Below are 26,259 nucleotides of genomic sequence, written 5' to 3' on the forward strand. Positions count from 1 at the left end.
GCCATGCCCGAGAACACCCTGCGCGCCCACGATGAAGCTTTCTGGGAAACTTTTGTGGGTCGCTACGATGTCGACCCCAATGGGCCGCTCAATCTGGAAAACGGCTACTTCGGCCGCATGTCCCGGACCGTGGTCGAGGAGTACCAACGCAATATTGAGTTCGTCAATCGCGGTAACTCGGTGTACGTGCGCCAGCATTTCGACCGGGACCATGGCGAAGCGATTCGCCAGCAAGTGGCGCAACTGATCCACGCGTCCCCCGCTAGCGTAGCGCTGGCCAACAGTGCCGGAGACGCCCTGCAAACGCTGATTCGCAACTACAACGGTCTCAAGCCTGGCGATCAGGTGCTGATCTGTGATCTGGAATACGCGTCGGTCAAAAGCGCAATGCGCTGGCTGGCCCGGCAGCGTGGCGTAGAGGTGATTGAACTCGTCCACCCGCACCCCGCCAGTTTCGAAAGCCTGGTGGGCACTTATCGCCAAGCGTTCATTCGTTACCCGCGCCTCAAGCTGATGGCGCTGACCTACGTCAACCACCTCACTGGGCTGGTGATGCCGGTCCAGGCCATTGCCGAAACCGCCCGTGAGTTTGGCGTCGATATCATTCTCGACGGTGCCCACGCCCTGGGCCAGATCGATTTCGATCTGAAGAAGCTCGGTATCGAATTCGCCGGGTTCAACCTGCAGAAGTGGATCGGCGGGCCGCTGGCCCTGGGCTTTTTATACATCGCACCGCAACGGCTGGCCGACATCGACCCGGACATGGACGAAGATCATTACCCTGCCACTGACGTGCGCTCGCGAACGCCCCACAGCACGCCCAATATCCCGGCTTTGCTCACCCTGCCCTTGGTCCTGGAGGAGCACCGCTCATTGGGTGGCGCATCGGCCAAGGGCGTGCGGCTCAGTTATCTGCGCGACCTGTGGGTGAACGCCGTGCGTGATGTACCGGGGATCGAAATCATGACGCCGGACGATCCGCGCCTGTACTGTGGCATTACGTCGATGCGCTTCACCGCCCAGCCCGATCAACAGGCGATGGCCGATCGACTGCTCAATGACTACGGGATCTTCACCGTGGTGCGCAACACCAGTGTCGGGCCGTGTATTCGCATTACCCCAGGGTTGATCACCTTGGCGAAGGATATCGAGCGGTTGACTGCGGCGCTGATTAACCTGAGCCGAATGTAGTTGTGGCGAGGGGATTTATCCCCGCAGGGCGGCGCAGCAGCCCAGTAAGGAGGACTTAACCTATCTGACGCACCGAGATGTCAGGTTTCGGGGCCGCTGCGCGCCCCAGCGGGGATAATTCCCTCGCCACAAATCCAGCGTTCATCCAGCGCGGTACGATAAAACCCAGGCAAAAAAAACGGCGCGCCGACCAAGCGCACCGTAAAACCGTAGAACACCCAACGAAGGTTCGGTAAGACAATCAGTCCAGCAGCGCCAGCGCCTCGGCGGTGCACTCCTGGATGCGGGCCCAGTCGCCGTTCTTGATCCACTCGGGATCAAGCATCCAGCTGCCGCCCACGCACATCACGTTTTTCAACGCCATGTAGCTCTTGATATTGGCCGGGCTTACGCCGCCGGTCGGGCAGAATTTCACTTCGCCGAACGGGCCGCCCAGGGCCTTGATGGCCGCGACACCGCCGCTGACTTCCGCCGGGAACAGTTTGAAGCGGCGATAACCCAGGCCGTAGCCTTCCATGATGCCGGAGGCGTTGCTGATGCCCGGCAGCAACGGGATCGGGCTGTCGACGCTGGCTTCCAGCAGATCACGGGTGATGCCTGGGGTGACGATGAACTGCGAACCGGCAGCCTCGGCAGCGGCCAGCATATGGCGGTCCAGCACCGTACCGGCCCCGGTCACCAGTTCCGGACGTTGCTCGCGCAGCACCTGGATGGCCTTGAGGCCGTATTGGGAACGCAAGGTCACTTCCAGCGCCGTCAGGCCGCCGGCGGCCAGGGCATCGGCCAGCGGCAGGATGTCCTGCTCACGGGCGATGGTGATCACCGGCAGGATCCGCGCCTTGGCGCAGAGGCTGTCGATCAGGGTAACTTTGTCCGCCATGGAAACGGTCGGGGATGGGTTTGTCATAGCGGCTGATCCTTGGTTCATGGGCACCAGTAAATCTCTAACGTAGGTTGCAAAAACGCGCGGATCGGCATTTCGGCGACATTGTCACCGGCCACCGCAGCGTTCAGGGTGGTCAATTTCGACTGACCGGAAATCGACAGCACTTTGTGTTTCGCCGAGGCCAGCAAAGCGCGACTCATGGTCAGGCGCTGGTGCGGCACGGTGGGCGCCAGCATCGGCCAGCAGCGGCGAGCGCCATTGGCATCCAAGGCTTGAGCCAGGTTCGGACTGTCGGGGAACAGCGAGGCGGTGTGCCCGTCATCGCCCATGCCCAATATCAGTACGTCGATGGGCGGCAGCTCGGCCAGCAAACGATCGGCCTGCTCGGCTGCGGCTTCCAGGTCGGCGCTGGCGCTGTAGAGGCTCAGGAACTGGGCCTTGGCCGCCGCACCTTGGAGCAGGTAACGCTTGAGCAGACCGGCGTTGCTGTCAGCGTGCTCAACCGGCACCCAACGCTCGTCGGCCAGGCTCACCACCACGTTCGACCAGTCCAGCGCCTGTTTGGCCAGGCTCTGGAAAAACGCCACGGGGCTGCGACCGCCGGAGACCACCAGGGTCGCCGTGCCGCGCGCCTCGATGGCCTCGCGTAATTGCTCGGCCACCTTCAACGCCAAGCCCTCGGCCAGCAGCACCGGGGTTTTGAATTCGTGGGCGCTGACACCCTGCGGCAGTTTCACTTCAGATATCGCCATACCATGACCTCCCATCCCGCGTGATCAGTGCAATGGAGCTCATTGGCCCCCAGGACCCGGCCGCATACGGCTTGGGCGCATCGCCGGATTTCTTCCATCCGGCAATCAACTGGTCACACCACGTCCACGCGGCTTCAATTTCATCTTTACGGACAAACAGGTTCTGATTGCCGTTCATGACTTCCAGCAACAACCGCTCGTAGGCATCGGGAATCCGCGCGCTGCGATAGGTGTCGGAAAAGTTGAGTTGCAACGGACCGCTGCGCAATTGCATGCCCTTGTCCAGGCCTTGCTCCTTGGTCATCACTCGCAAGGAAATCCCTTCGTCCGGCTGCAGGCGGATGATCAGTTTGTTGCTGATCTGCAAGCGCTGCTCGGGGGCGAAGATGTAGTGGGACGGTTCCTTGAAGTGAATGACGATCTGCGACAGTTTCTGCGGCATACGCTTGCCGGTGCGCAGGTAAAACGGAACCCCGGCCCAGCGCCAGTTGCGAATGTCGGCGCGCAAGGCCACGAAGGTTTCGGTATCGCTCTGGGTGTTGGAGTTGGGCTCTTCCAGGTAACCCGGCACCGACTTGCCCTCGCTGTGGCCGGCGATGTACTGGCCGCGCACCACCTGGGTGGTCAGGCCTTCCGGGCTGATGGGCGCCAGGGCCTTGAGCACTTTGACCTTCTCGTCACGGATGCTGTCGGCGGACAGGTCGGCCGGCGGGTCCATGGCAATCAGGCAGAGCAACTGCAACAGGTGATTCTGGATCATGTCGCGCAGTTGGCCGGCCTTGTCGAAATAGCCCCAGCGGCCTTCGATGCCGACCTTCTCGGCGACGGTGATTTCCACATGGGAAATGTAATTCTGGTTCCACTGGGTTTCGAACAGGCTGTTGGCGAACCGCAGGGCGATCAGGTTCTGGACCGTCTCTTTACCCAGGTAGTGGTCGATGCGATAGGTGCGGTTTTCCGGGAAGAACTGCGCCACGGCGTCGTTGACCTTGCGCGACGATTCCAGGTCCGAGCCGATGGGTTTTTCCAGCACGACGCGGGTGTTTTCGCACAAACCGACCTTCGCCAGGTTCTCGCAGATCGCTCCATACACCGCCGCTGGGGTGGCAAAATAGGCAATGACCTGCTGGGCTGAACCGGCCTGCTCGGCCAGGGCGACATAGTCCTCGGCCTTGAGGAAATCCACGTGCAGATACGTCAGTCGCCCGAGGAAGCGTTCAACCACGGTCTCGTTCAGATCCTTGTCGCCCACGTAGCGGCGCAACTCCGCGGCGATGAACGCCAGGTGTTGCTGTTCGCTACCCGGCTCCCGGGCCAGGGCAATGATCCGCGTGTCCTCGTGCAACAGGTCCGCGCCATCGAGCTGATAAAGGGCAGGAAACAGCTTGCGCAAGGCCAGGTCGCCCAACGCGCCGAACAAGGCGAAGGTGCACGGTTCAACCGTAATCGAATGCATGATGTTTGTTCTTTTATCAAGTTAAGCTACAAATACCTTTTTTCAAGGCATCACTCAAGGAAAAATGTAGTAATAACCACAACATTTTTCGAAAATACCGATTCCGAGTGGTGGTACACCGGAGCCATCAGTAGGATAGGCCACCGCAAAGGGTCGTATCAAAGACCCGTCTTTCTAGGAATCTTGTATGGACCGCGTGCGAAATTTACTGGAACAGATCCAGAGTCGCCTTGAAGACCTGAACAAGGCAGAACGCAAAGTGGCCGAAGTGATCCTGCTCAACCCACAGCAGGCCACCCGCTTCAGCATCGCCGCCCTCGCCCAGGCCGCTTCGGTCAGCGAACCGACCGTCAACCGCTTCTGCCGCTCATTCGGCGTCAGCGGCTACCCGGAACTCAAGCTGCAACTGGCCCAAAGCCTGGCCAGCGGCGCCGCTTACGTCAGTCGCGCAGTGGAGGCCGATGACAACCCGGAAGCCTACACCCGGAAAATCTTTGGCAGTGCCATTGCCTCATTGGACAGCGCCTGCCAGGCCCTTGATCCCAATTTGATCAGTCGTGCCGTGGACCTGCTGATCCAGGCCCGGCAGATTCACTTCTTCGGCCTCGGCGCCTCGGCACCGGTGGCGCTGGATGCCCAGCACAAGTTCTTCCGCTTCAACCTGGCGGTGACCGCCCACGCCGATGTGCTGATGCAGCGGATGATCGCGTCAGTGGCCCACACGGGCGAGCTGTTCGTGATCATTTCCTACACCGGCCGTACCCGCGAGCTGGTGGAAGTCGCACGCATCGCCCGGGAGAACGGCGCGTCGGTACTGGGGCTGACCGCCGAAGGCTCGCCCCTGGCCAAGGCCAGCACCCTGAGCCTGAACATCCCGCTGCCCGAAGACACCGACATCTACATGCCGATGACCTCGCGGATCATCCAGCTCACTGTGCTGGACGTGCTCGCCACCGGCATGACCTTGCGCCGCGGTGTGGACTTCCAGCCGCATCTTCGCAAGATCAAGGAAAGCCTCAATGCCAGCCGGTATCCGGTGGGGGATGAGTTCAACTGATTCGACCTTGGGTATCTTGTCGCCTGATAAACCGCTATCGCGAGCAAGCTCGCTCCCACACTGGATCTTTGGCGTTCACAAGCCCCCTGTGGGAGCGAGCTTGCTCGCGATGGGGCCAGCAGCAACACTCCAGATCCCGAACTAAGCCCCCACCCGCGCCTGCAAACTCAAATGCGCCCGCTCCCCCGGTGCCAGGCACAGGCTGTCAGTGCCACCGCTGGCCGCTTCGACGCAGACGAACTCCGACACCTCATCCCAGCTCACCCCCAGCAAAGGCCGGGCACCGGGATGCCACACCACGGTATCGGCACTGGCGCCGGTGTCGATGCACAGCTCACGCTGCCAGGCGTGGTCTTTAAGCTGCAGTTCACCCTCGTGCTGGAACACCCGCTGACAACCGCCCTCGACCCGCAAATCGCCTTCCTGCTGGCAGGCTGCACGGTTCAACTGGTCGTAGCCCAGCGCGCCTTCAAGCCCAGACAGCGCTATCTCACCCACGTCACCAATACGCCAATAGGCGTGCAGAGCCTGGCTCAATTGGCACGGCAGGCTGTCTTGATGCTCGGTGCTCAAGCGTAATTCCATGCGTTCGCCCAGATCGGCGTACAGATCGACCTGCCAGTCGCACAACTGGAGCTGCCAGTGCAGGTGCACACCGTCTTCATCGCTGCGGCTGTCGAGCAGTTTCCAGTCGATCAACCGTGCCCAGCCATGGGACGGCCAGGCGTTTTCGCTGGGATGACGGCCATACCACGGCCAGCACACCGGCACCCCGCCGCGGATCGCACCGACTTGTGGCCACTTGGCCGCACACCACAACCAGGGTTTCTGCCCCCGCGGCTGAAAGTGCAACAGCTGCGCGCCCTGGCGACTGAACACCGCCTGGCACAGAGGATGATCGATCACCAACACATCACGTTGCTGATAGCGCTCCCACGCAAACACCGGGCGCTCGCGCAAGGATCTGAAAAAGCGTTGTAGCGGATGCTCATGCATGAGCTGCGGTCCTGGAAATCATTGAGTTACTCATCTGTTTGCAACGCATTTTTTGTGGCGAGGGAGCTTGCTCCCGCTCGGCTGCGAAGCAGTCGTAAACAAGGCAAATGCGGCCTGGCTGAGGCACCGCAGTGAATGGCTTTGGGGTCGCTTCGCAACCCAGCGGGAGCAAGCTCCCTCGCCACAAGCCCAGCGTCAACCAAGCACACTCCGCAAAAAAAAGCGGACAGCCTTGGCCATCCGCAAATATGCGCACATAGAGAGGAGCTTATCGCAACAGCGTTAGAACACCGACTGAATTTTCAGACCGGCGACCAGCGCGTCGTCGACTTCATTCACACCACCCGGATGAGTGATGTATTGCAGGTTAGGGCGTACGGTCAGCCAGTTGGTCACGTGGAAACCGTAGTTGATTTCGTAGTTGTATTCGGTGCCACGCAACGGCGAGAACAACGGATCGTCGTAGTCGCTGACACCATTGGCCGCGTTGACCAGCTCGGCGTTTTTCTTCACATCTTCGTTGACATGGATGCGGGAAAAACCAATCCCGACGTCATCTTTAGGACGCGCATTGAACGGCCCCTTGTACACGAACATCAGCGACTGGTAGTTGTCGACGACGTTGGTTTCCTTGTCATGGAAGGTGGCGTTGGCCGCAATGTTCAGACCGCGCGATGCATCACCGTTGTGGGTGGTGAGCTGTTGCTGCACCACGAACCAGTAGCCATCCTTGCTGCTGTGGCTGCGGTAGGCGTTACCGGTTGTCGCGGCATCCTGGCCATTGTCGTCTTCGCGCACGTCGTCAGCCTTGGCCGTACTTTTGTAGTAACCGACACGGTATTCGCCTGGCAGGCCATTGAGCTTGGGCGACCAGACCAACTCGACCGGAATGAGCGTGCCCTTGGTGCCACTGCCGCTGAGCTTGTAGCGGTTTCCGTTTTCCAGCTGCGAAGGGTTCTGGTTGTAAGCACCGATCTGCGCATAGAGTTCGGGCGTGAGGTTGTACTTGACGCGAATCGCCGCCTGCATGATCGGCCAGTTGTACCAGATGCCGGTTGCCCAGTTACCCGCTTGCGAACCGCAGAACGCCAGGTTCTGGAACTCGCACGGGAAACTGTTGAAATCTTCACCGACCCCGTAATAACCGGCTTTGACATCCAGCTTACTGTCGAAATACTGCTGCTTGATCCACAACTGCGTCAGACGGGTGGTTTGCCCACGGCCCCAGACTTCCTGGGAAGAGCTGAGGGTGCCGGCACGTGGATCACCGATACGGTCGTTGGAGATGTTGCGACCGTCACGGCGAGTGAATTGAATCTTGGCCGTGGTATCACCCCAACCTGCCAGTTTCTCCAGGTCGAGGGCTACACCCAAGCCAAACTGCTGGGACCAACGCGCAGTCTTGTCATCGTTGTAACCGCCGTCGAGATTGGCCCCCATCTCACCGACGAAATCAGCCTTGATATCGATACCTTGCTCGATCAGCCTGGTCCGCTCGCCACCCCAGTCGCCCGTCATCCACTGCGAATCGGCGCTGAAAGCCTCGGCCGCGTGCGCACTACCGGCCAGCATCATCGCCGCAACAGCGGACAATTGGCAGACACGCCGGGCGTTGTTGTTCTTCTTCATCCCTACATCCTCGTCTTTATTGTTATTAACTGTTTTTATCTAACGCGGTTTACAACGATTGCGGCGAATGGTCCCCCACTCACCGCATACTCCCTTGTGGGAGAGAGCTTGTTTGGGAGCAAAGCCCCCTCCCCCATTTGTTCTTCATCGGCCTTTGAACTGCGCTACGTTTGCGGTCCGGGCATCTGTCTGCACTTGGCCGGCCAGGCCCAGGCGTTCGCCGGACTTGGCGTCGAACAGCAGCACTTTCGAAGGATCGAATTGCAGCGTCAGGGTCTCCCCCACCAGCGGCGCCACGTCCGGCGCCAGGCGGCAGCAGACCTTGGTGTCGTTCAGGTTGACGAACACCAGCGTGTCCGGTCCGGTAGGTTCGGTGACCTGGACTTCGGCGCGAATGGTCGGCAAACCATTGGGCTCGTTGCCCGCCAGCATGATCTGTTCCGGGCGCAGGCCGAGGATCACTTCACGGTCTTCCAGACCCGCATCCTGCATGCCCATCGGCAGCTCACAACGAGCCTGGCCGCTGTCGAGCAAGGCCAGCAGACGGCCGTCCTTGCGTTGCAGGCGCAGGGGGATGAAGTTCATCGGTGGCGAACCGATGAAGCTCGCCACGAACAGGTTGGCCGGGTTGGTGTAGATGTCTTTCGGCGTGCCGAACTGCTGGATGATGCCGTCCTTCATCACCGCCACTTTGTCGCCCAGGGTCATGGCTTCGATCTGGTCGTGGGTGACGTAGACCGTGGTGGTCTTCAGGCGCTGGTGCATCAGTTTCATTTCAGTGCGCATCTCGACCCGCAGCTTGGCGTCGAGGTTGGACAGCGGTTCGTCGAACAGGTAGATCTTCGGCCGCCGCGCCAGCGCCCGGCCCATGGCCACGCGCTGTTGCTGGCCACCGGACAACTGGCCGGGCTTGCGGTTGAGCAGGTGTTCGATCTGCAACAGCTTGGCCACGCGGGTGACTTCTTCGTCGATGGCCGGCTGGCTCATCTTGCGAATCTTCAGACCGAACTCGATGTTCTCCCGCACGCTCATGGTCGGGTACAGCGCGTAGGACTGGAACACCATGGCGATGTCGCGATCCTTCGGACTCATGCCGCTGACATCCTGGTCACCGATCATGATCGCGCCGCCGGTAATGGTTTCAAGGCCGGCGATGCAGTTCATCAGCGTCGACTTGCCGCAGCCCGAAGGGCCGACGAGGATCAGGAACTCACCGTCCTTGATCGACAACTCGATGTTCTTCAGGGTGTCCGGCAGGCCGGCACCATAGGTCTTGTTTACATTGCGAAGTTCGAGCGTTGCCATGATTACCCCTTGACTGCGCCGGCCGTCAGACCGCGCACGAAATACTTGCCTGCCACCACATAGACCAGCAGGGTCGGCAGCCCGGCGATCATCGCCGCCGCCATATCAACGTTGTATTCCTTGGCCCCGGTACTGGTGTTGACCAAGTTGTTCAGCGCCACCGTGATGGGCTGCGAATCGCCGCTGGAGAACACCACGCCGAACAGGAAGTCGTTCCAGATCTGGGTGAACTGCCAGATCAGGCAGACCATGATGATCGGGGTGGACATCGGCAGGATGATCCGCCGGAAGATGGTGAAGAAACCCGCACCGTCCAGTCGCGCCGCTTTCACCAGCGCATCGGGAATGCTCACGTAGTAGTTACGGAAAAACAGCGTGGTGAACGCCAGGCCGTAGACCACATGTATGAACACCAGCCCCGTGGTGGTACTGGCCAGGCCCATCTTGCCGAGCGTGAACGAAGCCGGCAGCAGGACGGTCTGGAACGGCAGGAAGCAGCCGAACAGCAGCAGGCCGAAGAACAACTGCGAACCGCGAAAGCGCCACATCGACAACACGTAGCCGTTCAATGCACCGATCGCGGTGGAGATCAGCACCGCCGGGACGGTGATCTTGATCGAGTTCCAGAAATACCCGTCAACCGTGGCCCAGGCCTTGACCCAGCCGATGCCGGTGACCACGGTCGGCCAGCTCAGCAGGTTGCCGGTGCTGATGTCTTCCGGGGTCTTGAAGCTGGTCAACAGCATGACTACCAGCGGCACCAGGTAAAGCAATACGGCAAGGATCAGTACCGCGTAGATCGCGATGCGACTCAGGCTGATGGAAGGTTTGGCAGCGAGACTAGTCATGACGCTTGGTCCTCAGCTCGGAGTACAGGTAAGGCACGATGATTGCGAGAATCGCACCGAGCATCAGAATCGCACTGGCCGAGCCCATGCCCATCTGGCCGCGACTGAATGTGAAGGAGTACATGAACATGGCAGGCAGGTCAGAGGAGTAACCCGGGCCGCCGGCTGTCATCGCCGCCACCAGGTCAAAGCTCTTGATCGCGATGTGCGCCAGGATCATTACGGCGCTGAAGAACACCGGACGCAGGCTCGGCAGCACCACTTTCCAGTAGATGCGCGGCATGCTCGCGCCATCGATCTGCGCAGCCCGGATGATCGATTGATCCACCCCACGCAGGCCGGCCAGGAACATCGCCATGATGAAACCCGAGGCCTGCCACACTGCGGCGATCACCAGGCAATACACCACACGGTCCGGGTCGATCAGCCAGTCCAGGCGAAAACCTTCCCAGCCCCAGTCACGCAACAATTTGTCCAGGCCCATGCCTGGGTTGAGCAACCACTTCCAGGCCGTACCGGTGACGATCATCGAGAGCGCCATCGGATACAGGTAAATGGTGCGGATGAAACCTTCACGACGAATGCGCTGGTCAAGAAACACCGCCAGCAGCACGCCGATCACCAGGGTGATGCCGATGAACATGCCGCCAAAGAGCGCCAGGTTCTTGCTCGCCACCCACCAGCGGTCGTTGTCCCACAGCCGCGCGTATTGCGCCAGGCCCGCCCACTTGTAGTTCGGCAGAAAGGTCGAGGTGGTGAACGACAGAACAAACGTCCACAAGATATAACCGTAGAAGCCCACCAGAACGATGAACATGCTCGGCGCCAGCACCAGTTTTGGGAGCCAGCGCTGCAATGCATCGAACGGCGAGGCCTTGCTGAACACAGCAACAGAACTCATGGGAAGATCCAGTACAAGAGAAAGACTAGGGGCAGCTACAAGTGACAAGCTGCAGGCGGCAAGATAAGCAGTGCCCCCTTGCAGCTTGTAGCTTGTAGCTTGTAGCTTGTAGCTTGTAGCTTCTAACTGCTTTACTTGGCAGACTGAACCGCTGCGCCAAGCTTCTTGGCGGCGTCGGCTGGGTCGGCTTTCGGGTCGTTGATGAAGTTGGTCACCACGTCAAAGAACGCGCCCTGTACTGCCAACGTGGTCGCCATGTTGTGCGCCATGCTCGGCTGCAGGCCGCCGGACTTGGCGTCCGCCAGGAAGTCCTTGGCAGCGGTCTGGGCGCAGGAATCGAAACCGTACTTGGCCATGTCGGCCAGCATGTCGTTGCGCACCGGGATCGAACCCTTGTTGATGCTGAAGACTTTCTGGAAGTTCTCACCCAGCACGACCTTGGCGATGTCCTTCTGACCGGCCGCGGTGCCTTCGTCTTTCTGCTTGAACACCGCCAGGGAGTCGATGTTGTAGGTGAAGGCCTTGTCGGTCCCCGGGAAAGCTACACACTCGTAGTCCTTGCCGGCGACTTTCTTCGCGGCGGTCCATTCGCTCTTGGCCCAGTCACCCATGATCTGCATGCCGGCCTTGCCGTTGATGACCTTGGCCGCTTCCAGGTTCCAGTCCTGCCCCTTGCCGTCCACGTCCATGTAGGTCGCGACTTTCTTGAGCTCGGTCAACGCCTTGACCATGTCCGGACCGGTCAGGGCTTTGTTGTCCAGATCGACCAGGGCTTTCTTGTAGCCATCGACGCCCATGACCGAGAGCACCACGGCTTCGAACACCGTGCTGTCCTGCCAAGGCTGGCCGCCGTGGGCCAGCGCAATGAAGCCTGCTGCCTTGAGCTTGTCGCCGGCGGCGTAGAATTCTTCGAGGGTGGTGGGGTTTTTGGTGATGCCGGCTTTCTTGAAGACTTCCGGGTTGATCCACAGCCAGTTGACGCGGTGGATGTTCACCGGCACGGCAACGTAGTCACCTTCGTACTTCACGGTATCGGAGACTTTCTTGTCGAGCAGGCTGTCCCACTTCTCTTCTTTGGCAACGTCTTTCAGGACGTCGGTGTCGAGCAGTCCGGTAGACGCCCACTCCTGGATGTCCGGGCCTTTGATCTGGGCCACACCCGGTGGGTTACCGGCCACGGCACGACTCTTGAGCACGGTCATGGCAGTTGAGCCGCCACCACCGGCAACAGCGCCATCCTTCCAGGTAAAGCCGTCTTTCTCTACCTGGGCCTTGAGCACATCGACCGCGGCTTTTTCGCCACCGGACGTCCACCAGTGAACGACTTCCACGCTGCCTTTGGATTCGGCGGCAAGGGCGCTGACAGGGAATGCTGCGACGGGAAGCAGGGAAGCAAGAGAAATGACAGTAGCGAGGCGAGAAATCGCATTCATCTAGAAGTACCTTTCTTGTTGTTATGCATGCAAGTCTGGTGCTTGCGCTGCATGGATTCTAAACAGGGGAAATCCCTTCGCAGGTAACGAAGGGACGCGTAAATGTCACGGCATGGTTACACAGGCGCGGGACTGGAGAGTTTCGCCAACGCCGTCGCCATGCTGGGGGCGAGGGGCAAACGCGGGATCAGCACGGCCTGCCAGGCGTGATACAGGTCCGGCTTGCCCGGCCAGATGTCGGCGCTGGGGCGATTTTGCGGATCGAGCTCGTGGTGCCAACTGCCATTGCAACGGTCGATGAAATGTTTGTCACAGAACTCCCAGAACCGCCGGTACCAGGCTTCGTATTGCGCCTCGTCGGTGCGTTTGAGCAAGGCACTGGCGGCGGCGGCTGCTTCGGCATGCACCCAATGCAGGCGATGGCGAACTACCGCGCGATTGTCCCAGTCCAGGGTGTAGACAAGGCCTGGGGCGCCGTCGACCTCCCAACCGTGGCGGCAATTCTGGTCAAAAAGTTTTTGCGCATCCTGGGCCAGCCAGCCCGGGGTCAACATGCCAATCTGCACCCGTGCAGCCTCAAGGTGCAACAGCAGCCGCGCCCATTCGAAACCATGGCCGGGCGTGGTGCCGTAAGGGCGAAAACCGTCGGCGGGGTTGTCGTGGTTGTACTCGCGAAGCGGCTGCCAGTGACGATCGAAGTGTTCCACCACCAGGTAGTCATTGGCGGCGGCGTGGCCGTGGATTACCCGCTCAACGATACGCAGCGCGCGGACCAGCCAGCGGGGCTCGTCCGTGGCATCGGCCAGGGCCAGGAAGGCTTCGGTGGCGTGCATGTTGCTGTTGGCGCCGCGATAGGCTTCTTCGTCGCTCCAGTCGCGGTTGAAGGACTCGCGCAGGGCGCCCTCCTCTTCGCTCCAGAAGTGCGTATCGATCACCCGCACGGCTTCATCCAGCAACGCCTGGGCGCCAGGACGTTGGGCCACCACCGCGGAACTGGCCGCCAAGGCGACAAATGCGTGCAGGTAGGCGGCCTTGCCGGTGTCGTTCTCATGGGGTTGCGCCGTGGCGAACCAGCCGCCGTGCTCGGCGTCCCGCAGAGGGCCGCTGAGGGCCTGGACACCGTGGTCCACCAGCTCGGAGAACCCCGGCAGCCCCTGGATATGGGCCATGGCGAAGCTATGGGTCATGCGTGCGGTGTTCATGGTTTCAGCCCGGGCATCGTCCGGCAGGCGACCCTGCTCGTCCAGGTTGCCAAAGCCGTCCGGCAGCTTCGAGGCCTTGGCGAACGCCAGCAGACGCAAGCCTTCGGCGGCAAGCCATTGCTGGTGGGCAGGCGCATTCAGCCAACTGCTGAAGGCCGGTTGGAAGGTGTCCATGGGAGTACCTTTTTTTGTTGTTTTGACGCAGGGAGTCTAAACAAGGGATGGCGGGTGGCAGGTAACGAAAGGGGCGAGTTATGTCACCGACTTGTGACATTCACTTGAGCGATGTGCTGAAGCTGACGGCATCATCGCGAGCAGGCTCGCTCCCACATTGGCGCCAGGGAATAAACAATTTTTGTGGTCACCACCGAGCCCTGTGGGAGCGAGCCTGCTCGCGATCAACGAGAACGCGGTCCGACTAATCCACACTGCGAGGCAACTGCAATGTCACCCGCAACCCACCCTCGCGCAGGTTCTGCAGGCTGACTTCGCCGCCATGGCTATGGGCGATGTTGCGGGCGATGCCCAGGCCCAGGCCATAGCCCTGCTGCTGCCCGGCCAGGCGAAAGTGCGGTTCGAAGACTTGCTCCAGACGTTGCTCCGGCACACCTGGCCCCTCGTCGTCGACGTGCAGGATGAACGCGGTGTCATCGTCATCGATGTGCAAATGGGCGTTTTGCCCGTACTTCAGCGCATTGTCGATCAGGTTACCGATGCAGCGCTTGAGGGCCAGTGGCTTGCCAGGATACGGCGCCAACGCGCGGCCATCCTGGGTCACCCGACCATTGCCATTGGGCGCCAGGTACGGCTCGACCAGGCAATCGAGCACATGGTTGAGGTCCACCGGCTCGATGTTTTCGTGAATGTCGGTGTCCTTGACGCATTGCAACGCACCTTTGACCAATAACTCCAGCTCGTCCAGGTCGCGGCCGAACTTGGCCTGCAGGTTTTCGTCCTCCAGCAGTTCGACCCGCAAGCGCAGCCGCGTGATCGGCGTGCGCAAGTCATGGGAAATCGCGCTGAACAATTGGCTGCGTTCGGTCAGGTAACGGCTGATGCGTTCACGCATGGCATTGAATGCCCTGCCCACTTCCACCACTTCGCTGCCGCCGCCTTCAGCTACCGGTTCCACTTCGGCGCCCAGGGACATGTCGCGTGCCGCGCGGGCCAGGCGTTTGAGGGGCCGGCTCTGCCAATGCACCAGCAAACCGATGAACAGCAACAACAGGCTGCTGGTCAGCACGATGAAACCGACCTGCTGCGTCGGCAGGCTCTGCTCTTCAAGACTGGTGTAGGGCTCTGGGAGCAGCGAAGCGATGTACAGCCATTCGCCCGGCGCCATCTGGATTTGCGTGACCAGCACCGGCGGGTTCACCGGCTCCAGGGTCAAGGCGTAGTGGGCCCAGGAGCGCGGCAATTCATCAAGCTTCAGGCCGCCGTTGAAAATCCGCAGGTCTTCGGGGCTGACAAACTTCACCGAGATGTCGGCGCTGTTGCCCAGGGATTTTCGCAGTACGTCATCCACCGCCTTGAGCACCGCCAGCTTGCGCGGCGTAACCGGCAGCACGTCCATGCCCAGGGGTTTGTCGTTGAGCGTGACGACAAACCGCGTGCCGCCCATGCTGCGCAATTGATCCAGCACCAATGGCCGGTAAGCCACCGGCAACGAGCGCAGATAGCTGACACTGGCGGTCATCGAATGAGCCAGGCTACGGGCGCTGGTGACCAGGCCTTCGAGCTGGGTGGCGCGCAGTTGCGAGACCCAGATCAGACTGGACAGGGTCTGGGCGAACAGCACCACCAGCAGGGTCAGCAGCAGCATTCTTCCAAGCAACGAACGCGGCACCGGCACCCGTCGGGCTATTTTCTTGATCCAATCAATGACCATTGCTGGCAATCACACTGGCCGCCAGTTGATAACCACTGCCGCGCACCGTGCGGATCAACCGTGGTGGCTTGTCGGTGTCACGCAGGCGCTGGCGCAGACGACTGACCGCCATGTCGACGATTCGGTCCAGGGGCATCAACTCCCGACCGCGAGTGGCGTTGCCAATGGTGTCGCGGTCGAGGATTTCCTGGGGATGGTCAAGAAACAGCTTGAGCAAGGCGAAATCGGCGCCGGAGAGGATCACTTCTTCGCCGTCGGTGTGGAACAGTCGATGGCTGACCATGTCCAGCCGCCACTCGTCGAAGGCCAACACTTCGCCGCCGGAGCGTTCCTGGCCAAACTGCGCACGACGCAACAGCGCCTTGATGCGCGCCTGGAGTTCACGCGGACTGAAAGGTTTGCCCAGATAATCATCGGCCCCCAGCTCAAGGCCGATAACCCGGTCGGCCTCGTCGGAACTGGCCGTGAGCATGATGATTGGTACGTGGGCCTGGCGCGGGTGCTGGCGAACCCAGCGGCAAAGGCTGAAGCCGTCCTCGTCGGGCAGCATCACGTCGAGGATCACCAGATCGCTGGCTGCTTCGTTAAGTGCCTGGCGAAACCCGGCGCCATCAGGGGTAGTACGTACCTGAAAACCCGCGCGACTGAGGTAAGTGTCCAGCAGTTCGCGAATCTCCTGGTCGTCGTCGACCAACAAAATCGATTTGTTCACTGAACTCACAGGGCCTCGTCCTTGTTGTTTGGGTTGGGGCGATTATGCCTGATGGATGAGGACTACAAACACACTACAAAACCCCTGTGGGAGCGAGCTTGCTCGCGATAGCGGTGTATCAGTCAACATCAATGGCGACTGACACTCCGTCATCGCGAGCAAGCTCGCTCCCACAGGGGATCACATTTCAAACTGGAGTCGATTGCTCCAACGCCACACCCGCGCCCATCAGCCCGGAATACGGCGCCGTCACCAGCCAGACTGGAATGCCCTTGAAATAATCGCTCATGCAGCCCTTGTCGGCGAAGCAACGGGCGAAACCACTTTCAAGGAAAAAATCGGCGAATCGCGGGACCACCCCGCCGACGATGTATACACCGCCACGCCCACCCACCGTCAGCACATTGTTACCGGCCACTCGCCCCAGCCAGCGGCAGAATTGCTCGAGCACTTCCAGGGCAATGGGGTCTCCGGCCAGGCCGGCGGCGGTGATGGATTCGGGCGTGTCGAGCACCGGCGTATGGCCATCCACCGCGCAGATGGCGCGGTACACCCGAGGTAACCCGCTGCCGCTCAGGGCGGTTTCGGCACTGACATGACCGATCTCGTTGTAGATGTGCTGCCACAGCTGGGTTTCCCGCGGGCTGCTCATGGGCAGGTCGACATGGCCACCCTCCCCCGGCAATGCCGCAAAACGACCGCCGCCCAAATCCAGCAACGTGCCCACACCCAGCCCGGTGCCAGGACCGATCACCACCGCCGGACGCAACGGCTCCGGCGTGCCCTCGCAGACAACCCGGTATTCATCGGGACGCAAGCACGTCATGCCCAGGGCCATGGCCGAAAAGTCATTGACCAGCAGCAGCTTCTCGACCTCAAGGGTCTTGCAAAAGGCCAGATTGCTCAGGCGCCAGTGATTGTTGGTGAAGCGAAACTCATCGCCGCTGACCGGCCCCGCCACGGACAGGCAAACCGAACCGATCGAACCCGGCTTCAGGCCCACGCCGCTCAGGTAAACCTTGATGGCATCTTCGGGGCAGGCGTAATCCGCAGTCGCCAGCACCTGGATATTCTCCAGGTTGTGGTTCTTCCACAAGGCGAACCGCGCGTTGGTCCCACCGATGTCACCGACCAAAGCCAGTTTCAATTAAGCGTCTCCAGGGCAGAAGTGAAGGCGCTGGCGCCCTGCTCTGCCGAGCTGAAGGCCATGCGCATGAAACCAAACAGCTCGCGACCGGTGCCAATGTTGTTGCCCAACAAACCCTTGGCCGGTGTGCGTGCGGCGAATTCCTCGGCGTCCACCTTCAACTCCAAGGTGCCTTTGACGCCATCGACGCGGATGATATCGCCCTCCTGCACGCGGGCCAATGCGCCGCCAACGTAGGCTTCGGGGCTGACGTGGATAGCCGCCGGAATTTTCCCCGACGCGCCGGACATGCGTCCGTCCGTCACCAACGCCACTTTGAAACCGCGATCCTGCAATACACCGAGGAACGGTGTCATCTTGTGCAGCTCCGGCATGCCATTGGAGCGCGGGCCCTGGAAGCGCATCACCGCGACAAAATCTTTTTCCAGCAGGCCGGCCTTGAACGCATCGGCCAGGTCCTGTTGATCCTGAAAGACCATGGCCGGGGCTTCGACGACCTGGTTTTCCAGGGCCACCGCCGAGACTTTCATCACGCCGCGCCCCAGGTTGCCTTCCATCACCCGCAACCCGCCCTCGGCCGAGAACGCGCGGGCCACCGGGCGCAGGATGTTTTCATCGAGGCTTTCGATCGGGCCTTCGCGCCATACCAGCTCGCCGTCTTCGAGAAACGGTTCCTGGGTGTAGCGGCTCAGGCCGTGACCCAGCACGGTGTTGACGTTTTCGTGGAGCAAGCCGGCTTCCAGCAGTTCACGGATCAGGAACGACATGCCGCCCGCCGCCTGGAAGTGGTTGATGTCGGCCTTGCCGTTCGGATAGACGTGACTCAGGGTCGGCACCACCTCGGAGAGGTCGGCCATGTCCTGCCAGGTCAGCTGGATGCCTGCGGCCATGGCAATGGCCGGCATGTGCAAGGTGTGATTGGTGGAACCGCCGGTGGCGTGCAGCGCGACAACGGAATTGACCAGCGACCGCTCGTCGACGATTTCGCCGATGGGCATGAAGTTGCCGCTCTGCTTGGTCAGGCGCGTGACCTGGAACGCCGCTTCGCGAGTCAGCGCATCCCGTAGCGGAGTGTTCGGGTTGACGAACGAGGCACCCGGCAAGTGCAGGCCCATCACTTCCATCAACAACTGGTTGGTGTTGGCCGTGCCGTAGAAGGTGCAGGTGCCGGGGCTGTGGTAGGACTTCATCTCCGACTCCAGCAGCTCTTCGCGGGTGGCCTTGCCCTCGGCATAGCGCTGACGCACATCGGCTTTCTGCTTGTTGGAAATGCCTGAGACCATGGGCCCGCCTGGCACGAAAATCGTCGGCAAATGACCGAAACGCAGCGCGCCCATCATCAGGCCTGGCACGATCTTGTCGCAGATGCCGAGCATCAGTGCGCCGTCGAACATGTTGTGGGACAACGCCACCGCCGTCGACAGTGCGATCACTTCGCGGCTCGGCAGGCTCAGTTCCATCCCCGCCTCACCTTGGGTCACGCCATCGCACATGGCCGGCGTGCCACCGGCGAACTGGCCGACCGAGCCGATCTCGCGCAAGGCTTTCTTGATCTGTTCCGGGAAGGTTTCGTAGGGCTGGTGGGCCGAGAGCATGTCGTTGTAGGAAGACACGATGGCGATGTTGGCGGCGTTCATCATCCGCAGGTGATGCTTGTCTTCGGTGCCGCAACCGGCCACGCCGTGGGCGAAGTTGGCGCATTGCAACTTACCGCGCATCGGACCGTCGCTGGCTGCACCGCGGATCAATGCAAGGTAAGCCTGACGCGTGGCGCGGCTGCGGGCGATAAGCCGTTCGGTGACCTCAAGTACGCGGGGATGCATGTGTAGAACTCCAGGCTAACGGGTGTGGCGACCTGATTGTCTATGCTGGTCAAAACCCCGCCACGCATTGGGCGACAGCGGATTTCTTGACCATTCGGACCAGTTGATTCAGGTCACTCGTTGTAGATAAAACAAAATATTGCCACTAAAAAGGCTTGTTTTCTATTTTTATGCGAATAATCTTGTAATTCCAACAACAAATCGACGGCGGCGCAGTTAATGACTCTTCGAATCGCAATCAATGGTTTTGGCCGCATCGGCCGCAACGTCCTCCGTGCACTGTATACCCAAGGTTATCGTCGCGACTTGCAGATCGTCGCCATCAACGACCTGGGCGACAGCGCAATCAATGCTCATCTGCTCAAGTTCGACACGGTTCACGGCACCTTCGATGCCGAGGTGCAGCACGATCACGAAAGCCTGACGGTCAATGGTGACCGTATCTCGGTCAGCGCCATCCGCAACCCGGCCGAACTGCCCTGGGCCGCCGAAAAAATCGACGTCGTGTTCGAATGCACCGGTTTGTTCACCGACCGCGCCAAGGCCGCCGCCCATATCAGCGCCGGCGCCCGCAAGGTGATCATTTCGGCCCCGGCCAAGGGTGCCGACGCCACCGTGGTGTACGGCGTGAACCACGATATTTTGCGCCAGTCCCACCAGATCATCTCCAACGCTTCGTGCACCACCAACTGCCTGGCCCCGGTGGCCCAGGTGCTGCACCGCGAACTGGGCATCGAAAGCGGCCTGATGACCACGATCCATGCCTACACCAATGACCAGAACCTGACCGACGTCTACCACAGCGACCCATACCGCGCCCGTTCGGCCACACAGAATATGATCCCGAGCAAGACCGGCGCCGCCGAGGCGGTGGGCCTGGTGCTGCCGGAACTGGCGGGCAAGCTGACCGGTATGGCCGTGCGCGTGCCGGTGATCAACGTGTCGCTGGTGGATTTGACCGTGCAGCTCAAGCGTGAAGCGTCGGCCGAAGAAGTCAACGAACTGCTGCGCCAGGCCAGCCAGCATTCGAAGATTCTCGGCTACAACACCCTGCCGCTGGTCTCCAGCGATTTCAACCACAACCCGCTGTCGTCGATCTTCGACGCCAACCACACCAAGGCCAGCGGCAAGCTGCTCAAGGTACTGGCCTGGTATGACAACGAATGGGGCTTCTCCAACCGCATGCTGGATAACTGCCTGGCGTTGTGTAACGCCGAGTAACTCACTGCGCAGCCGGTAATGTGGGAGCAAGCTTTGCTCCCACAGGCCTGCTTCCAAGGCTTGCTCCCCACATGGAATCGGGGTGGTGAAATGAGGGCTTGACCCATCAACTAGATGATAAGCATTATCATCTAGTCAAATCGAATCGGGCCCTACCGTGAGTCAATCGCGCTTTCATCACGTCTTCCTTGCCCAGCGCACGCCACTGCTGCGCACCCTCCAGCGCATGGTCAACAACCCCAGCACCGCCGAAGACCTGCTTCAGGAAACCTACCTGCGTGTCACTCGCGCCTTGGGCGAGCGCACGGTCGAGCACCTCGAACCCTTCGTTTTCCAGACCGCCCGCAACCTGGCGCTGGACCACTTGCGTGCGCGGCGTATTCAGTCCCGGACCCTGCTGGACGACGTGCCGCAGGAAGTTGTCCACAACGTGGCCGCCCCCCAAAGCAGCGCCGAAGACGCGGCCCATGCCGAGCAGATGCTCGAACGCCTCAATCTCCGCCTGCAAGCGCTGAGCCCGCGACAGCAGCAGATTTTTATCCTCAGCCGGTTGCACGGTCACAGTTACCAGGACATCGCTAAACGGCTGGACGTGTCGCTGAGCACCGTGCAGAAGGAACTGAAGCTGATCATGGCGATCTGTGTGGGCGTGGCCGAACGCCTTGGTGGCGACTGAACCTGTAAGGATTTTCTCTAAGAGGCCGTCGCCGATTGCGCTGGCCTGCGACCCTGCTAGGCTTGGTCGCTGACGCTAAATAGCCGTGCAAAAGACACTGCGAGGAACCACCGTGACAGACAAACAACGTGCCCCTGAGCACGCTGCGGCGCAGGACACCGCCCATGCCATGGAACAGGCGCTGGACTGGCTCATTCTGCTGGACAACCCCAGCGAGGAGCAGACCCGGCAGTTCCAGGCCTGGCTGGCGGCCGATCCGCGCCATGGTCAGGCATTCAAGCGGGCCCAGGCGATCTGGAACGGCCCGCAAGTGATGCAAAGCGCCCGGCAACTCAAAGGCCGCCCCCAAGCCAGTGCACTGTCACGCTTGCGCGCCCATTGGAAACCCTTGGCCACCGCTGCCGTGCTGTTTCTGGGCCTGTTCAACTTCAGCGACCTGCCCCTGCGTCTGCAGGCCGATCACCTGACCGTGGTCGGTGAACGCCAGCGCCTGCAACTGGAGGATGGCTCCAAGGTCCTGCTCAACACCGACTCGGCCTTTTCCAGCACGTTCAACGACCAACGGCACATAGCTCGGTTGTACAAAGGCGAGGCGTTTTTCGAAGTCCCGGACACACGCACCCTGCCTCTGCAAATCGACGCCGGGCCGGTCATCGCCAGCGTCAGCAACACCACCTTCGCGGTGCGCTACCTCGATGGCGTGACGCAAGTGCAGGTGCAGCGCGGTGATGTGGATTTGCGGGCCACGCGTTATGACGCCCATGTCAGGCTGTCGGCCGGGGAAAGCATCCGCATCGGCCCCAACGGCTTCGACCGCCCTGCACGGATGGATGCCAGCACCGATCTGGCGTGGGTCCAGGGACGACTGGTGTTCGAGAATCGACCGCTGAACCAGGTACTGGCCGAGCTGCGACGCTACTACCCTGGCTGGATCATCAACAACAATGAACAGTTGGCCCAGGTTGCAGTGACCGGCAATTATCGCCTCGATCAGCCGCTGGACGTGGTCCGTTCTCTGGCCCACATCACCTCTGCGCGCCTCCAGGAATTCCCGGCGCTGGTGATCCTGAACTAAATGAGAATTATTTTTACTCGATAGGCTTCGCTGGTTCGTCTCGTTATAGCCAATGCAATTGATTCGCATCCAGCGACATCATCTGCACCTATAACAGATGCGACACGGAGCGCTATCGATGTCCTCTCGCCTTACCCGCCGGTCCCTTGCCCCTGCGTGCACACTGTCATTGCTGACCGCCGCCATCCTGATCGCCGGCACCGCGCCGACCGCCCTCGCCGCCACCACCGTGCAGCCGCCTGCGCGCAATATCGGTGATTACACCTTTACCATTGCCCAGCAACCGCTGGTCTCGGCACTGAATGCGTTCACCGCGGTCACGGGCTGGCAGGTCGGCTTGCCCGCAGAACTGGCCGAAGGCGTCGCGTCGCCTGGCGTCAACGGCTCGCTGCCAGCGGAAAAAGCCCTGGAGCGCCTGTTGGTGGGGACCAACCTGAGCTACCGCAAACTGGGCAACACCAGCATTGTTCTGCAAAAGCACAGCACCAGCAGCGTACTGAACCTGCAACAGGTGACGATCAGCGCCACACGCCAGGAACAGGACATCGTCAGCGTACCCAGCAGCGTCAGCGTCCACGACCGGCAGGAACTGGACCGCAACAACGTCAACACCCTCAAGGATCTGGTGCGCTATGAACCCGGCGTTTCAGTGGGTGGGGCAGGCCAGCGCGGCGGCATCAGCGGCTACAACATTCGCGGAATCGACGGCAACCGGGTGCTGACGCAGGTCGACGGTGTGGAAATTCCCGGGGGTTTCTTCAACGGCCCGTACGCCAAGACCCAGCGCAATTACGTGGACCCGGAAATCGTCAAGCGCGTGGAGATCCTCCGCGGCCCGGCCTCGGTGCTGTACGGCAGCAATGCCATCGGCGGCGCCGTCAGCTATTTCACCCTTGATCCGGACGACATCATCAAACCGGGTAACGACGTCGGCGCCCGCCTGAAGACCGGCTACAGCTCCGCCGACGAAAGCTGGCTCAAATCCGCCACCCTCGCAGGTCGCAGTGGGCCGTTCGACGGCCTGTTGCATTACAGCCAGCGCGACGGTCATGAAACCCAATCCTATGGCAATAACAACGGCACCGGCCTGGACCGCACCGCGGCCAACCCTGAAGACGTGCGCACCCACAATGTGCTGGCCAAGCTCGGCTGGAACTACAACGATGATTCGCGCCTGGGCCTGGTCTACGAGAAGTACAAGGATGGCCGGGACACCGATCTGAAAAGTGCCTATGGCGGCCCCTACTCCGACGGCCAGCCGGCAATTCCTGACTTTGTATTGCCCGGCGGCATGTATCAGTGGCGCACCGGTAACGACACCATCAGCCGCGAACGCTTCGGCCTGGAGCACAGCTTCGCCCTCGACAGCCTGCTGGCCGACCACGTGAAGTGGAGCCTGAACCATCAGATCGCCAAGACCGACCAGAGCACCGCCGAGTTTTACTTCCCCATCACCCGCCAGGTGCTACGCACACGAGAGACCCTCTACGAAGAAAAACAGTGGGTTCTCGACGCCCAGTTGGACAAGGCCTTCAGCCTCGCCGACACCGATCACGCGCTGACCTACGGCACCACGATCAAGCAGCAGAAAGTCACCGGTTCGCGCAGTGGCAATGGCGTCTGTCTGGCCGTCGGCGTGGGTTGCTCAGCCGTCGGTGCCATCAGCACCCGGGACGTGCTGGAAAAAGCCAGCGACTTCCCGGACCCGACCATCAACACCTACAGCCTGTTCGCCCAGGATCAGATCCGTTGGAACCGATGGACTTTCACGCCGGCCCTGCGTTACGACTACACGCGGCTCAAGCCGCACCTGACCGAGGCATTCCTCAACACCGTGGACCCCACCAGCGGCGGTCAAGTCAGCGACAAGAACAAGACCTGGCATCGCGTCTCGCCCAAATTCGGCCTGACCTACGCCCTGAGCGACCAGTACACCTGGTACGGCCAGTACGCCGAAGGCTTCCGCACGCCAACCGCCAAGGCGCTGTATGGTCGCTTTGACAATCCCGGCGCCGGCTACAGCGTGGAACCCAACCCCGATCTGGAACCGGAAAAAAGCAAAAGCTATGAGACTGGCCTGCGGGGCCGTTTCGACTCCGGTTCGTTCGATGTGGCGGTGTTCTACAACAAGTATCGCGACTTCATCAACGAAGATGCGATCACGCCCGGGGCCGATGCGCTGACCTTCCAGAGCAACAACATCAAGCACGCCACCATCAAGGGCGCCGAGGTCAAGGGACGCCTGAACCTGGATCTGTTCGGCGCACCGCAAGGCCTGTACACCCAAGGTTCGGTGGCCTATGCCTACGGTCGCAATAACGACACAGGCGAGCCGATCAACAGCGTCAACCCGCTCACCGGCGTGTTCGGCCTGGGTTACGAGCAGGACCGGTTCGGCACGTTGCTCAGCTGGACCCTGGTCAAGAAAAAAGACCGCGTCGACGACAGCAACTTCAACTCGCCCGATGGCGTCAGCAGCCAGTTCAAGACCCCGGGCTTCGGCATCCTCGACCTGACCGGTTTCTACAAGGTGACCCACGACGTCACCGTCAGCGGTGGTCTCTACAACCTCACCGACAAGAAGTACTGGCTGTGGGATGACGTGCGTGGCTACGACAGCGTTGGCGAAGCAGCGGTGCTGAGCCCCGCCAACCTCGACCGTCTGACCCAGCCCGGGCGTAATTTCGCGGTCAATCTGATCTGGGATATCTGACTCGGTTGCCAGGCAAAACAAATACCTGTGGCGAGGAGCGTCATGTGGGAGCAAGGCTTGCCCGCGATGAAGGTGATGCGGTCTTCCAGGAATCGAGGCGCCTGTTCGCGAGCAAGCTTTGCTCCCACAGCCCCTCGCCACAATGTGCTCATTCGAAGGAGTTTTTCATGACTACCCAACACCCCGTTTTACGCTCCCAACGCTTGAACCAGATCACCCACGAGCCCCACAGCAGGCTCGATGCACTGGTCAAGGCCCACGCCCCGTTCGAAACCAAGGCCAACTTCGCCCGCTTCGTCGTGGCCCAGTACCTGTTCCAATCGGAACTGGTGGCGCTGTACAACGACGCCGAACTGTCCAGCCTGATCCCCGACCTGCCGGCCCGTTGCCGGGCAGAAGCGGCCAAGGCAGATCTTGCGGACCTGGACACCGACGTCCCCGCGCCAGTAGCCGGCGCGGTAAAAAATCCGACCCAGGCCGAGGCCCTGGGTTGGCTGTTTGTCTCCGAAGGCTCCAAGCTCGGTGCTGCATTTTTGATCAAGCGCGCCGTCGGCCTGGGCCTGAGCGAAACCTTCGGCGCTCGGCACCTGGCAGAACCTGCCGGCGGTCGTGCTGAAGGCTGGAAAACCTTCATCCGCACCCTCGACGGCCTGGCCTTCACTGAACAGCAGGAAGCCGAAGCGGACAAAGGCGCGCTGGATGCCTTCAATCGGTTTACGGTGTTGCTCGAGCACGCCTATGAAGCTGAACTGGCCTGAAATTCACCACCACTGCCTGTGGGAGCGAGCCTGCTCGCGATTGCGGTGTGTCAGCCTCCAATGATGGCGCCTGGCACACAGCTATCGCGAGCAGGCTCGCTCCCACAAGGAAATGCGTAGGCCTGAAAGAAGTTCATGAACTGTCCAGCCTCGAAAACCGCCCAACTACTCTTCGCCCTGCTCGCCTACACCAGCCTGGCCATCGGCCTGGTCGCCATCGTCGTGCCCGGCCTGCCGACCACCGAGTTCATCCTGTTGGCAGCCTGGGCCGCCACCCGCAGTTCGCCGCGACTGAGCGCCTGGCTGGAAAATCACCGGCTGTTCGGGCCGATGCTGCACAACTGGCGCAACGGCAAGGTCATCCCGCGCCGGACCAAGGTCGGTGCCACCGCCAGCATGCTGTTCTGCGCCGGGCTGATGCTGGTGATGCTCGACCACGGCTGGCCGGTGTATCTGGCCTTGGCCGGCATGGTCCTGGGTAACCTGTGGATCTGGTTCCGCCCGGAACAAGTGCGGGAGCTTGCTCCCGCTGGGCCGCAAAGCGGCCCCCAAACGCGATTTTGAACTATGATCGCCCTCTCGTTCCGGAG

22 protein-coding genes are annotated in these 26,259 nt (G+C 61.0%); 8 read left to right on the forward strand and 14 right to left on the reverse strand.

Annotated elements, in window-relative coordinates:
* Positions 1-3 precede the first annotated feature (3 nt).
* Positions 4-1,191 carry an aminotransferase class V-fold PLP-dependent enzyme gene (locus tag MKS85_RS23170; protein ID WP_188252320.1) on the forward strand — a complete coding sequence of 396 codons (1,188 nt, stop codon included), beginning with the start codon at positions 4-6 and terminating at the stop codon, positions 1,189-1,191.
* 241 nt (positions 1,192-1,432) lie between these two features.
* Here the strand turns inward: MKS85_RS23170 and MKS85_RS23175 are convergent, their stop codons facing one another.
* The 3 genes from MKS85_RS23175 to zwf are packed head-to-tail and all read right to left on the reverse strand — an operon-like array spanning position 1,433 to position 4,285.
* The gene (locus tag MKS85_RS23175) at positions 1,433-2,098 is read right to left on the reverse strand and encodes a bifunctional 4-hydroxy-2-oxoglutarate aldolase/2-dehydro-3-deoxy-phosphogluconate aldolase (protein WP_047228354.1); all 666 of its coding nucleotides are present in this window, start codon (positions 2,096-2,098) and stop codon (positions 1,433-1,435) included.
* Between the two features lie 17 nt (positions 2,099-2,115).
* The gene (gene pgl, locus MKS85_RS23180) at positions 2,116-2,829 is read right to left on the reverse strand and encodes a 6-phosphogluconolactonase (protein WP_076386050.1); all 714 of its coding nucleotides are present in this window, start codon (positions 2,827-2,829) and stop codon (positions 2,116-2,118) included.
* A complete protein-coding gene (gene zwf, locus MKS85_RS23185) occupies positions 2,816-4,285 on the reverse strand; it encodes a glucose-6-phosphate dehydrogenase (protein ID WP_047228356.1) in 1,470 nt (489 codons plus the stop codon). Before zwf ends, pgl begins: the two co-directional genes overlap by 14 nt.
* 196 nt (positions 4,286-4,481) lie before the next feature.
* On the opposite strand from zwf, the gene MKS85_RS23190 reads away from it, so the two are divergent.
* The gene (locus tag MKS85_RS23190) at positions 4,482-5,342 is read left to right on the forward strand and encodes a MurR/RpiR family transcriptional regulator (RefSeq protein WP_171061416.1); all 861 of its coding nucleotides are present in this window, start codon (positions 4,482-4,484) and stop codon (positions 5,340-5,342) included.
* A gap of 141 nt (positions 5,343-5,483) precedes the next feature.
* Here MKS85_RS23190 and MKS85_RS23195 read toward each other — a convergent pair whose 3' ends face one another.
* The 11 genes from MKS85_RS23195 to edd form a co-directional block, all read right to left on the reverse strand.
* Entirely contained in the window at positions 5,484-6,338 is an 855-nt protein-coding gene (locus MKS85_RS23195) for a D-hexose-6-phosphate mutarotase (protein WP_047228357.1), read from the reverse strand.
* 282 nt (positions 6,339-6,620) lie between these two features.
* The gene (locus MKS85_RS23200; RefSeq protein ID WP_047228358.1) at positions 6,621-7,967 is read right to left on the reverse strand and encodes a carbohydrate porin; all 1,347 of its coding nucleotides are present in this window, start codon (positions 7,965-7,967) and stop codon (positions 6,621-6,623) included.
* 144 nt (positions 7,968-8,111) lie between these two features.
* Entirely contained in the window at positions 8,112-9,272 is a 1,161-nt protein-coding gene (locus tag MKS85_RS23205) for an ABC transporter ATP-binding protein (protein ID WP_188252319.1), read from the reverse strand.
* Positions 9,273-9,274: 2 nt separating this feature from the next.
* Entirely contained in the window at positions 9,275-10,120 is an 846-nt protein-coding gene (locus MKS85_RS23210) for a carbohydrate ABC transporter permease (protein ID WP_047228360.1), read from the reverse strand.
* Positions 10,113-11,021 (reverse strand): carbohydrate ABC transporter permease, encoded by a 909-nt coding sequence (locus tag MKS85_RS23215; RefSeq protein ID WP_047228361.1) that lies wholly within the window; start codon positions 11,019-11,021, stop codon positions 10,113-10,115. The genes MKS85_RS23210 and MKS85_RS23215 overlap by 8 nt, the downstream gene beginning before the upstream one ends.
* A gap of 131 nt (positions 11,022-11,152) precedes the next feature.
* Positions 11,153-12,454, reverse strand: coding sequence for an ABC transporter substrate-binding protein (locus tag MKS85_RS23220; RefSeq protein ID WP_047228362.1), 1,302 nt, complete (start codon positions 12,452-12,454; stop codon positions 11,153-11,155).
* Between the two features lie 116 nt (positions 12,455-12,570).
* On the reverse strand, positions 12,571-13,830 hold the full coding sequence (locus MKS85_RS23225) for an AGE family epimerase/isomerase (RefSeq protein WP_188252318.1): 1,260 nt from the start codon (positions 13,828-13,830) through the stop codon (positions 12,571-12,573).
* A gap of 244 nt (positions 13,831-14,074) precedes the next feature.
* Positions 14,075-15,544: an ATP-binding protein gene (locus MKS85_RS23230; protein ID WP_047228364.1), complete on the reverse strand. Its 1,470-nt coding sequence runs from the start codon at positions 15,542-15,544 to the stop codon at positions 14,075-14,077.
* Entirely contained in the window at positions 15,534-16,265 is a 732-nt protein-coding gene (locus tag MKS85_RS23235; protein WP_047228365.1) for a response regulator, read from the reverse strand. The genes MKS85_RS23230 and MKS85_RS23235 overlap by 11 nt, the downstream gene beginning before the upstream one ends.
* A 178-nt stretch (positions 16,266-16,443) precedes the next feature.
* Positions 16,444-17,403 (reverse strand): glucokinase, encoded by a 960-nt coding sequence (locus tag MKS85_RS23240; RefSeq protein WP_139050979.1) that lies wholly within the window; start codon positions 17,401-17,403, stop codon positions 16,444-16,446.
* The gene (gene edd, locus MKS85_RS23245; RefSeq protein WP_047228367.1) at positions 17,400-19,226 is read right to left on the reverse strand and encodes a phosphogluconate dehydratase; all 1,827 of its coding nucleotides are present in this window, start codon (positions 19,224-19,226) and stop codon (positions 17,400-17,402) included. Before edd ends, MKS85_RS23240 begins: the two co-directional genes overlap by 4 nt.
* A 219-nt stretch (positions 19,227-19,445) precedes the next feature.
* On the opposite strand from edd, the gene gap reads away from it, so the two are divergent.
* The 6 genes from gap (at position 19,446) to MKS85_RS23275 (ending at position 26,233) form a co-directional block, all read left to right on the forward strand.
* On the forward strand, positions 19,446-20,447 hold the full coding sequence (gap, locus tag MKS85_RS23250; protein WP_188252317.1) for a type I glyceraldehyde-3-phosphate dehydrogenase: 1,002 nt from the start codon (positions 19,446-19,448) through the stop codon (positions 20,445-20,447).
* A 157-nt stretch (positions 20,448-20,604) separates the two neighbouring features.
* Positions 20,605-21,123 (forward strand): RNA polymerase sigma factor, encoded by a 519-nt coding sequence (locus MKS85_RS23255; RefSeq protein WP_188252316.1) that lies wholly within the window; start codon positions 20,605-20,607, stop codon positions 21,121-21,123.
* Between the two features lie 169 nt (positions 21,124-21,292).
* On the forward strand, positions 21,293-22,198 hold the full coding sequence (locus tag MKS85_RS23260; protein WP_218575611.1) for a FecR domain-containing protein: 906 nt from the start codon (positions 21,293-21,295) through the stop codon (positions 22,196-22,198).
* 118 nt (positions 22,199-22,316) lie between these two features.
* Positions 22,317-24,911, forward strand: a complete 2,595-nt coding sequence (locus tag MKS85_RS23265) for a TonB-dependent receptor (RefSeq protein ID WP_188252315.1) — start codon at positions 22,317-22,319, stop codon at positions 24,909-24,911.
* 167 nt (positions 24,912-25,078) lie between these two features.
* A complete protein-coding gene (locus MKS85_RS23270) occupies positions 25,079-25,669 on the forward strand; it encodes a biliverdin-producing heme oxygenase (protein ID WP_139050982.1) in 591 nt (196 codons plus the stop codon).
* Positions 25,670-25,804: 135 nt separating this feature from the next.
* The gene (locus MKS85_RS23275) at positions 25,805-26,233 is read left to right on the forward strand and encodes a YbaN family protein (RefSeq protein ID WP_188252314.1); all 429 of its coding nucleotides are present in this window, start codon (positions 25,805-25,807) and stop codon (positions 26,231-26,233) included.
* Positions 26,234-26,259: the final 26 nt, after the last annotated feature.

Origin of the sequence: Pseudomonas sp. JL2, from assembly GCF_031570495.1 — a bacterium.
In the GTDB taxonomy this organism is placed as follows: domain Bacteria; phylum Pseudomonadota; class Gammaproteobacteria; order Pseudomonadales; family Pseudomonadaceae; genus Aquipseudomonas; species Aquipseudomonas rhizophila.

Excerpts from the sequence above, each read along its gene's own strand:
- MKS85_RS23170 (WP_188252320.1), top strand. The coding sequence starts at position 4 with ATGCCCGAGAACACCCTGCGCGCCCACGATGAAGCTTTCTGGGAAACT.
- MKS85_RS23175 (WP_047228354.1), bottom strand. The coding sequence starts at position 2,098 with ATGACAAACCCATCCCCGACCGTTTCCATGGCGGACAAAGTTACCCTG.
- pgl (WP_076386050.1), bottom strand. The coding sequence starts at position 2,829 with ATGGCGATATCTGAAGTGAAACTGCCGCAGGGTGTCAGCGCCCACGAA.
- zwf (WP_047228356.1), bottom strand. The coding sequence starts at position 4,285 with ATGCATTCGATTACGGTTGAACCGTGCACCTTCGCCTTGTTCGGCGCG.
- MKS85_RS23195 (WP_047228357.1), bottom strand. The coding sequence starts at position 6,338 with ATGCATGAGCATCCGCTACAACGCTTTTTCAGATCCTTGCGCGAGCGC.
- MKS85_RS23200 (WP_047228358.1), bottom strand. The coding sequence starts at position 7,967 with ATGAAGAAGAACAACAACGCCCGGCGTGTCTGCCAATTGTCCGCTGTT.
- MKS85_RS23205 (WP_188252319.1), bottom strand. The coding sequence starts at position 9,272 with ATGGCAACGCTCGAACTTCGCAATGTAAACAAGACCTATGGTGCCGGC.
- MKS85_RS23210 (WP_047228360.1), bottom strand. The coding sequence starts at position 10,120 with ATGACTAGTCTCGCTGCCAAACCTTCCATCAGCCTGAGTCGCATCGCG.
- MKS85_RS23215 (WP_047228361.1), bottom strand. The coding sequence starts at position 11,021 with ATGAGTTCTGTTGCTGTGTTCAGCAAGGCCTCGCCGTTCGATGCATTG.
- MKS85_RS23220 (WP_047228362.1), bottom strand. The coding sequence starts at position 12,454 with ATGAATGCGATTTCTCGCCTCGCTACTGTCATTTCTCTTGCTTCCCTG.
- MKS85_RS23225 (WP_188252318.1), bottom strand. The coding sequence starts at position 13,830 with ATGGACACCTTCCAACCGGCCTTCAGCAGTTGGCTGAATGCGCCTGCC.
- MKS85_RS23230 (WP_047228364.1), bottom strand. The coding sequence starts at position 15,544 with ATGGTCATTGATTGGATCAAGAAAATAGCCCGACGGGTGCCGGTGCCG.
- edd (WP_047228367.1), bottom strand. The coding sequence starts at position 19,226 with ATGCATCCCCGCGTACTTGAGGTCACCGAACGGCTTATCGCCCGCAGC.
- gap (WP_188252317.1), top strand. The coding sequence starts at position 19,446 with ATGACTCTTCGAATCGCAATCAATGGTTTTGGCCGCATCGGCCGCAAC.
- MKS85_RS23260 (WP_218575611.1), top strand. The coding sequence starts at position 21,293 with ATGGAACAGGCGCTGGACTGGCTCATTCTGCTGGACAACCCCAGCGAG.
- MKS85_RS23265 (WP_188252315.1), top strand. The coding sequence starts at position 22,317 with ATGTCCTCTCGCCTTACCCGCCGGTCCCTTGCCCCTGCGTGCACACTG.
- MKS85_RS23270 (WP_139050982.1), top strand. The coding sequence starts at position 25,079 with ATGACTACCCAACACCCCGTTTTACGCTCCCAACGCTTGAACCAGATC.
- MKS85_RS23275 (WP_188252314.1), top strand. The coding sequence starts at position 25,805 with ATGAACTGTCCAGCCTCGAAAACCGCCCAACTACTCTTCGCCCTGCTC.